General features: G+C 63.0%; 1 protein-coding gene. It reads right to left on the bottom strand.

Going from position 1 to position 1,931, the window contains the following annotated elements; genetic code table 11:
- On the bottom strand, positions 1 to 1,931 hold a 1,931-nt coding region (locus tag QCE49_RS33510), incomplete at both ends, for a DUF6531 domain-containing protein (RefSeq protein ID WP_309806855.1).

Below are 1,931 nucleotides of genomic sequence, written 5' to 3'. Positions count from 1 at the left end.
CGCGTGGTCTGCGAGAGGGCGTCGGTGACGGCGCTTACACGCCCTTGCTCGTCGTATTCGAAGCGCTGCACCTGACCGAGCGCGTTCTTCGTGCTGACGAGCTGATTGTTCTCATTCCAGTTGAACGCATCGCTGGTTCCGTCCGGATGCTCGACCAGAATGATGCGGTTGTGCTGGTCGTATCGATGGATCGTGGCGTTGCCTTCGCTGTCCGTGACCTTGGTGTACCAGTGCTCGCGGTGATATTCGAAGCGCGTGTCCTCTTTCGGGGCCAGCGCGTGAACGTTCATTTCGCGGTCGAGGATTGTGTCCTTGGCGATCCACGTCCGCACGCAGCGCGATTGCGCGGACGTTGCCGCGCTTCGGCCCAACGCGTCCCATTCGAGATTGGCCGGGTTGCCGTTGAAGTCCGTGTAGCGCGTAAGGAGGTGATGCTGATAGACATACGTGCGCGCGTGATGAAGTACGTCGCGGTGCTCGATCAGATCGCCTTCTGGACTGTACGTGTACTGCGCGATCGCCTCGTCGCGGCTGCCGTGCAAGCCGATCCGATAGATTGCCGCCACACGCCCGTTCACGTTCTCGATACGAATCGTGTTCTCCGCGCCGTCGGTGATGCCGGTCAGTTCGTCCTTGTCGTTGTAGCTCAACGTCAGCCCGAGACCGTCGCGGCCTGTGCGGGCAACGAGCCGGTAGCGCGAAGTCTTCACGGTGCGGCTTTGCTCGTAGACCTCGCGCGAGCCATCGGGATAGGCGAGTTGCAGAGTGCGCGCATCGACTCGGCTGATGGTGAGTTGCTCGCTCGGCACCTCGATCGAATCGCCGAGCGGGACGGCGGGCAGCGGCACCGCGCGCGCGTCCGGATCGAAGAAGGTCAGCGCGCCGCTGTCGTGCTCGTCGATCGACAGGTGATAGGGACTCGTCCAGCGCGCACCGAGCGGGCTTGCATCGTAAGCGCAAAGGCTCGACCGATAGCGCCGCGTCCAGACGATCGGCGTCACGCCGTCGAGCGCGAAGTCGGTCTGTTCGAGGTTCTCGTCGCCCATCGCGTAGTTGACGGGCCTCTTGCTCGCCGTTGCCGGACACCCACAGCCGTCCTTCGCGGGCAGGTCGCTGGGCTTTGCGCCTTTCTGCGTGGTCTCGCGATGTTCGCCAGGCTTGATGTGCGGCTTTTCCATCGTGCCGGGCGCGGCGTGCGCGGTATGCGAGGGAATGCCGCGCGCCTTGCGCCGCTTGATTTCCGCTACGACCTGAGCGGCCATGAAGATCAGAGTGCCGGCCGTGGCCGCATCGCCGAATGCCTGCTTGAGCATCGCGCTGCGGTTGGCGTCGAAGGCATCGAGCCATTTCAGGATCGTGTCGCGCTGGCCCGAGAGCTTCAGCAATTCATCGATGCCATGCAGGGTGACTTCTTCACCGGTCGGCAACCACGACAGAAAGCCTGTGTTCTCCTTGATGAGACCCATTTGCTTGCCGGCCGACACAGGGTCTTTCACGAAGCTGCGCACGGTGCGCGAAACATCTGCAATACCGCCGTCGATTTCAGAGAGCCAGCCCTTCAGTTTCTCGTCGAGTTGCTCCATAAAGGCGATCGCGTCGCCGCCCGCTGTCGCCCAGAACAGATCGACCAGCACGGCCGCCCCCGCGCCCTTGGCGAATGCGAGCAGCACCTCCCTGACGACCGCGCGCGCGGGACGGCTCGCGTTGCCTGCCGCTGGAATCACGCCGATGGCGTCGATGGCGAGAATGCCCCATGCGGTGAAGCTCTTCGACTCACCCGGCTGGCTGACAATGCGGTAAATGTCCATGCCCACGTCAGACAACGACATGGCGTTGCCGACGACAGGCAGCATGTAAAGGCACTGGACGAAGATTTCCTGACTGTGGTTCTTGACCGAATCGACGGTGGCCTGCGTGAGCTTCGGCTGGGT

Source organism: Caballeronia sp. LZ008 (genome assembly GCF_031451435.1).
In the GTDB taxonomy this organism is placed as follows: domain Bacteria; phylum Pseudomonadota; class Gammaproteobacteria; order Burkholderiales; family Burkholderiaceae; genus Caballeronia; species Caballeronia zhejiangensis.
The sequence above is the reverse complement of the archived record's forward strand: the minus strand, read 5'-3'. Positions and strand labels throughout refer to the sequence as shown.